General features: G+C 39.9%; 7 protein-coding genes. 2 read left to right on the plus strand and 5 right to left on the minus strand.

The window, feature by feature from the left end:
• Together HMPREF2983_RS12765 and HMPREF2983_RS12770 are read left to right on the plus strand one after the other, a co-directional pair.
• Positions 1 to 890, plus strand: an 890-nt coding sequence (locus HMPREF2983_RS12765; protein WP_070669052.1) for a tyrosine-type recombinase/integrase, incomplete at its 5' end; no start/stop codon positions are given.
• A complete protein-coding gene (locus HMPREF2983_RS12770; protein WP_070669055.1) occupies positions 887 to 1,288 on the plus strand; it encodes a hypothetical protein in 402 nt (133 codons plus the stop codon). The genes HMPREF2983_RS12765 and HMPREF2983_RS12770, both read left to right, overlap by 4 nt.
• 359 nt (positions 1,289 to 1,647) lie before the next feature.
• Here the strand turns inward: HMPREF2983_RS12770 and HMPREF2983_RS12775 are convergent, their stop codons facing one another.
• The 5 genes from HMPREF2983_RS12775 to HMPREF2983_RS12795 form a co-directional block, all read right to left on the minus strand.
• Positions 1,648 to 2,835, minus strand: a complete 1,188-nt coding sequence (locus tag HMPREF2983_RS12775) for a YncE family protein (RefSeq protein ID WP_004384756.1) — start codon at positions 2,833 to 2,835, stop codon at positions 1,648 to 1,650.
• Positions 2,836 to 2,862: 27 nt separating this feature from the next.
• Positions 2,863 to 5,277, minus strand: coding sequence for a TonB-dependent receptor (locus tag HMPREF2983_RS12780; RefSeq protein ID WP_023984415.1), 2,415 nt, complete (start codon positions 5,275 to 5,277; stop codon positions 2,863 to 2,865).
• Between the two features lie 4 nt (positions 5,278 to 5,281).
• Positions 5,282 to 5,917: a TetR/AcrR family transcriptional regulator gene (locus tag HMPREF2983_RS12785; RefSeq protein WP_023984414.1), complete on the minus strand. Its 636-nt coding sequence runs from the start codon at positions 5,915 to 5,917 to the stop codon at positions 5,282 to 5,284.
• A gap of 185 nt (positions 5,918 to 6,102) precedes the next feature.
• Positions 6,103 to 6,405 (minus strand): helix-turn-helix domain-containing protein, encoded by a 303-nt coding sequence (locus HMPREF2983_RS12790; protein ID WP_006043739.1) that lies wholly within the window; start codon positions 6,403 to 6,405, stop codon positions 6,103 to 6,105.
• Positions 6,402 to 6,560, minus strand: a 159-nt coding sequence (locus HMPREF2983_RS12795) for a helix-turn-helix domain-containing protein (protein ID WP_141757667.1), incomplete at its 5' end; no start/stop codon positions are given. The genes HMPREF2983_RS12790 and HMPREF2983_RS12795, both read right to left, overlap by 4 nt.

Genomic DNA, 6,560 nt, shown 5'->3' on the forward strand with positions numbered 1-6,560 from the left:
TGGGCAAATCAAGGGCAGAGGGGACTTATCAGAACCTATTCTATTCAGATAAGTTGCTTACGGAGTTTGTAAAAAATAAGGGAGTGATAGATATAACCATAGCCACTATAACGGAAGACTTGTTTGAAGAATACCGTTTCTATCTGAAAAAACGAGGCTTGGCAACAGCAACCATGAATCGCTATCTTTGTTGGCTGAGTAGGCTGATGTATCGTGCGGTCAGTCAAAGGCTCATTCGCTGTAATCCTTTTGAGAATGCCAAGTATGAGAAAGCGGAACAGAAGATACGCTTTTTGCAAAAGAGCGAAGTATCTAAACTTATGGCACTGAGAGTACTTGATAAGGAAGCAGAACAAGCAAGACGGCTGTTTGTCTTTGCCTGTTTTACAGGTTTGGCTATTGCTGATATGGAACATTTGCAATTTGGACACATTCAAACGGCAGCCGACGGACAGAAATATATCCGAAAAGAACGTCAGAAGACAAAGGTGGAGTTTGTTGTGCCCCTGCACCCGATAGCGGAGGCCATCATCAATCAATGTAAGGAAGAACAACCCAGCATGAAAGAAATGCAGACGGTGAAAGAAAAAGGTGACGACTTTATCTTTCACTGTGCTTGTAGCCGCAGCGTGATGAGTGCAAAGCTGGGTATTGTGGGTAAGGCTTGTGGCATCAGGGAACGGTTGTCCTACCATATGGCAAGGCACACATTCGGCACGATGAGTTTAAGTGCAGGAATACCCATCGAAAGCATTGCCAAGATGATGGGGCACGCCTCCATATCCAGTACTCAAATCTACGCACAGGTGACAGACAATAAGATTTCGGAGGATATGGATAGGTTGATAAGGAAACATCAGACAAAGGAAACGAAGGAGGAAGCCGTATGAATGCCTATCACTATCAAACTAAAAGAGACCGCAGTTATTTCGAGTGGGGCGACAGTATGCAAATCATTCACAAAGGCAAAGGCGAAATAGCAATGACAGAGAGCGAGCTTGTAGATTTCTTCGGTGTAACATGGAGGAAACTCAATTATCGATTGCAACTGCTTCTGAAAACATATCCCCTACAATCCGAAGAAAGGGCCGCAGGGGAGGTGGAGGTATTCGTGAACGGACATCTGCGAGGTTATGCCTTGCTTTATCCGCTCACTATCATCATCGCTTTGTCTTATCAATTGGACAGCATGGAAGCCCACTTGTTCAGGAAACATGTATGTCAGAGATTACTGAAACCTACATCCATAATAACACCGATATTCTTAATAGGAAAGACGGATACCTGATGATTATATTTTCTTTTTCTTTCATTGATTATATCTTACTACATAACTACAATAAGGTATAATACGTTGAAAGAAAAAGGATTAAAGATTTTTATTGATATACGAATATTCTTTCATTTATTTACTACGCTACTACAAAAGAAAGATTTTTATTAAAACTGAATTGACAGTGTATAAAAACTAAAAGCACAACCATGAGAATTTATAGTTTATAACACATAAACTAAAAGAGCCGTATCAAACCCTATAATGAGTAACGATACAGCTCTTTTCCTTGTTTTGAGGGAGATTAAAGTTTCTAATCAAGAAGTTCGCATCCTTTCAGATGTTGAGTTTGTATCCAATATATTTTATGGCAACTATTTAAGCTCATGCAACATGTAGGGTGCTCCAGAAACCTTTACCTTCAATTTTTCATAGCTTCCATCATCCATGTGATAGACAGAGTAGCCCATGCCTTGGTCTGTTGACATGCCGAAGATGATATTATTGCCAGACTTGCAGATGGATGTGGCCCAGCCTACAGTTCCAGAAAAATTCATCTTCTTGCAAGTCTTATTGTATAGATTAATTTCAAAGGCTTGAAATGATTTGTCATGAACGTAGTCAGGTGGATTGCTTGCCGCTCCGGGAATGTTAAGGTATCCATAAACCTTTCCGTTTCCACCATACACTTTATTATAAGCATACGATGTTCTGTTCCCCTTTACTCCTTCTAAGTTTACGTCTGCAAGGGTGAAGCAATATGAGTTGTCAAAGTCTTGCTCCCCTTTCTTAATGCGCAAGAATCCTTCTTTGACCCCAGGCTGGTATCCAAACATAGCTACGCAATAGAAATAGATGTCACCCTTCTCGTCCACGAATGGGTCCCCAGCGGGGGTCATAGAGGAGGCCATTGTAGCACGAGGGTCACTAATCATTTTGATGGGCTTATCGGTCTTGGTATCTATTAAGGCTATATGTGCCCCCTTCTCGCATGAGTAGGCAGACTTTAATTGGCAGAGCGTCACGTATAAGATGCCGTCTCTGATGATGGAAGCACATGGTTCAGGATTATTGTCGCCAGCCAACTTCCCCAAGGAATAGCCAGATAAATCTATTTCTCCTGTTTTTGTCATGGAGGACGGATCTATAATCCACACCTTTCCTAATCCAAGACAAGAAACGTAGGCTTTCTTCTCGGATAAGAATGTGATGTATGTGGCCTTTGCACCACTTGGAAATAGCATGGTGTTTCCTTCTTGAACAAGGATTCCATCCTTAGGGATGTACTTGTAGAGGTGTTCTGTATCTGTCACATATATCTTATTTTTATACACGAATGTGAATGCCCCCTTCGGAAGCACCAATGCGTTGTCTGTATTGAGTGAACTAACACTCAAATCCTTGAACAGGCTAATATATGTGTTTTCTCCGATGTTTACGCTGTGTACAAATCCTACTTCAGATTTTGTAGAGGGAGGAAAGTCCGGAGAGTCCTTTCCGCATGAGGTGAGACCTACAAGAGATAGCAACACAAGGGCTGCGATTAAAAAATAATGTTTCATTTTATTTGTTTTTAAATTGGTAATATATTACAAACTCATTGCTCCGCCCGATGTTTTGTCGCGGAACAGATTAAAACGCAATTTTGTTTTAAAAGTGCGTCCTTGCAGTGGCATCTTGAATTCCATATAGTTCTCCTTGTCAAAGATGTTCTCAACTTCGAAACTCAATGAAATGTTGTTGTGCCAAAAGGATTGTTGAAGGCCTATGGTAAACACATCGTTGGAGGGGATAATCCATTTTTTACGCTGGTCGGACAGTGTGCTCATTTGCCATCCCCAATCGAATTCTCCGACATGGGACACATCCATATAAATTCTAGATAGTTCATTTCGCCCCAGCAAATTTTCTGCATGATACTCCAAACCATAGTTAAAATAGAAAGACGGTATGTTGGGTACATGTTTATTATATGTGGGATTATCCGTCCCTTTTGCATCGTTTAACCATTTCTGCCGGTCTCGAATGTCCTGTAGTGTAAGATTGAAATATGTATAGATGTTTGGTGTCACGTCTACTTTCAAATCGGTATCAAATCCCATCGTGCTCGTCTTTCCCAAGTTTGTGTAGATGGAACGGATATCAGCGGGGAAAAGCCTTATCATATTCTGGATATACATGTAATAGAAGTTTGTTTCCCACTGCACGCGGGTAAGTCCCATCACATTTCTTGTATCTATGATGGTTCCAACGTTCAGGTTGTCTCCAATTTCAGGCAGTAAGTTCACTGATGGCTTGATGCTCATTCCGTTACCGAAAAGTTCTCCTGTGTCAGGGAGTCTCACATTGTGTGAAAACGAGAACTTTCCCCTCACGCCTTTCCAAAACTCATAGCTCACTCCCTCACTAAATCCGTAGTACGTTTTGTTCACACTTGTTTGTTTGGGAGCTGATGCATCTTTCATTTGGGCTTTCGACAAGGCATCGCTTGTTCTAAAGATTTTTGACTTCAGATAGTAAATGCTTATCGTCAAGGAATTCTGAAAACGATGATTGGAAGAGGCATACAAATGACAGAGTCCGATATTGTTTGAAATCATTTTGCTGGGAAACGAGCTAGGATCGAACCCGAGATAGTCATTCATGCGTTCATCTTTAGGACGGTAGTCCGAAAGAGCAAGTTGATCATTTATGTTGAATGTATGTTGTCCAAATGTATATTTTAAATTAAATTTGTTTCGTAATTCAAATTGCCGGTTATGGGATTCATTAAGAAGATTATCTTCTGTTTCCCCCATTGCCTGAGTGATGGTTCCATCCCATTGTCTTCTTGTTGTTGTCGTGTCTATCAGGCTCGTTTGTATAATAGGAATAACAAGGGATGATTTCATTTCCAAACCTTTAAAGACGAAGTCGTCTTTTTCTATATGCAAAGTGGGCATTATATTAAAGCCTTTCATATAGGCATGCTGCGAATCAAAGTTAAGAGACTGTATACCTTTTTTATTTCTGTAGAAGGCGCATTCCAAATCCAGTTTATCGAAGTATAACTTTCTAAAACCAATGCCGACATGATAGAAGTCTGCGTCATAATAGTCATTATTTCGTCTTACCTTTCTGTATTCTGAGACTGGCAGATTTATTTCGAATACTGGCCATGACATCGTGTAGTTGTTCTTGGATTTATTCTTAAAGAAAGCAACATTAAATAATATGCCTGACTTTGCAAAAAGCTTTTGAGCACTTGTAAGTGTCTTGGATGTTCCGAATGATGCCAATTCCTGCGTGAATCCTACTAGGTCGCATTCATCCTCACGTGTCACAATATTGATGGCTCCTCCTAATCCGTCGCCTCCATATTCTGCAGGCACAATACCCTTGTACACCTCTATATATTTGATCACATCTATTGGAATATCGTTGATGTCGAAAGAACCGTCAGGACTGTTGAGTGGAAACCCATTAATATATACGGCGACACGCTTACCTTCTAAACCATGTACAGATATGCGCGACGCACTTCCCAATCCGCCTGTCTTTCTTACTTTGATGCCAGACGTGCGTGTAAGAATTTCTTCTATACCGCTTGAACGTCCCCGCAGCTTGGATCCGTCCACTACGGTTACAGCCATAGGACTTTGCCGAATGCGGTTTATTTCCGCCTGCTGGGAAGATCCCCTCACTACAACTTCGTTAAGGACGTTCGCTGATGATTCTAAGAAAAAGTCTTTTGTGATATTGCCGTTTAATACAATGACTTGCCTTACTCGTTTATATCCAACAAATGAAACCTCAACAATACATGTTCCATTTGAGGGTATGTCAATTTGATAATTGCCTGTCTTGTCAGAAACTGTTTTCTGTTTTGTATTTTTGATTGATATGCATACCCCAAATATGGGAAGTCCTGTTTCTTTATCTATGATTTTCCCACGTAATATATTTTGGGCAGACAAAACTGTTGTACACAAACATAGTATCGTTACGATGAATAATCTGTTCATAATTTTATGGATTAATGAGTTCTCGCCATCCTGCTGTATTATAGCGTATATATTCAGACAAAACCTGTTTTGCCTCTTCTTTACGGATTTCTGGATTTGAGACAATCTCTCCGACGATTGTTACCCATGTAGAAGAGGAAATCCGAAAGAATAGTGACGAAACTTTTGTTTGTATTTGTGGATAGACTTTTTGCATTTGGTCAATATATTCTTTACTTATTGCAACTTGTTCTTCGATAAAATTTTCACGGAAAAATTCTACAGAAGTACCTTTTGATTCAAAGAGCAATAACTTTAATTCTTCTTTATACAAGAAAATTATTTTAAGCGTTTCTCTTAGCAAATCTTTTTGACTTTGTATAGAGAAACGAAGTTTGTCTATTTTGTTGGATTCTATGCGATAGGAGGACAGCCTTCCATCCAAGACAGCAAGTAAAGGCCTAAGGACAGCATAAAAAATATCATCTTTTGTCTTAAAATAATTGTATATATTACCTAAGACAACTCCTGATTTTGCAGAAATTGTTCGCATCGAAGTTTTTCTAAAACCATTTTTAATAAATTCATTGCGGGCAGCTGTGACAATTCTGTTTCTTATATCTTCTTTTAATATTTTCATTACTATTTTATTAACGGACATCGTTCAATTTTGTTCATAAAAAAAAGCGTACTGTTTAAAAAACAGTACGCTCCTTTTATTGTCGCCTTTATGCGGCTGTGTGATATTTTTATCATTAATTCAATTTTGGATACAAAGGTATGGGAAGAATTCTATACTGGCAATACTTATTAATAAGTATTTTTAATCGAATTATAATACTAAACTCAAATGGACTTAAAATAGTAATTCTCCTCCAACATCCTTTCCAAGTCCGAAGCCTTGTAGAGTATCTTCCCTGCAAACTGCGTGTAGGGGATAATCTTCCTGTCTCGGTAGTCCTGCAAGGTACGGGGACTGATATACAGCCGCTCGCACACTTCCTTTCCTGTGAGGAAAAGCTCGCCTGCAAAGAGTGGCTTGTGTGTCTGTGCCACTTCCACTATTCGTTTGCCTACACCTCTCAAGGCCGAGACGACCAGTTGCATCTCGTCCGTCTCCATGTTCAAGTCTCTTGCTGTTTCCATCATATCTGTCTGTTTTTAGGTTTGTTCGATTTCGTAAGAAGCAGTGTTTCCACATCCTCGCACTTGTAATAGCACTTGTGTCCGATTTGCGTAAATGGCAGCACACCCGTATCACGATAATGCTGCAAGGTGCGCTTGCTGATGTTCAGCAGCCGGCA

Origin of the sequence: Prevotella sp. HMSC077E09 (assembly GCF_001814685.1) — a bacterium.
Taxonomy (GTDB): domain Bacteria; phylum Bacteroidota; class Bacteroidia; order Bacteroidales; family Bacteroidaceae; genus Prevotella; species Prevotella oris.

Excerpts from the sequence above, each read along its gene's own strand:
- HMPREF2983_RS12770 (WP_070669055.1), top strand. The coding sequence starts at position 887 with ATGAATGCCTATCACTATCAAACTAAAAGAGACCGCAGTTATTTCGAG.
- HMPREF2983_RS12775 (WP_004384756.1), bottom strand. The coding sequence starts at position 2,835 with ATGAAACATTATTTTTTAATCGCAGCCCTTGTGTTGCTATCTCTTGTA.
- HMPREF2983_RS12780 (WP_023984415.1), bottom strand. The coding sequence starts at position 5,277 with ATGAACAGATTATTCATCGTAACGATACTATGTTTGTGTACAACAGTT.
- HMPREF2983_RS12785 (WP_023984414.1), bottom strand. The coding sequence starts at position 5,917 with ATGTCCGTTAATAAAATAGTAATGAAAATATTAAAAGAAGATATAAGA.
- HMPREF2983_RS12790 (WP_006043739.1), bottom strand. The coding sequence starts at position 6,405 with ATGATGGAAACAGCAAGAGACTTGAACATGGAGACGGACGAGATGCAA.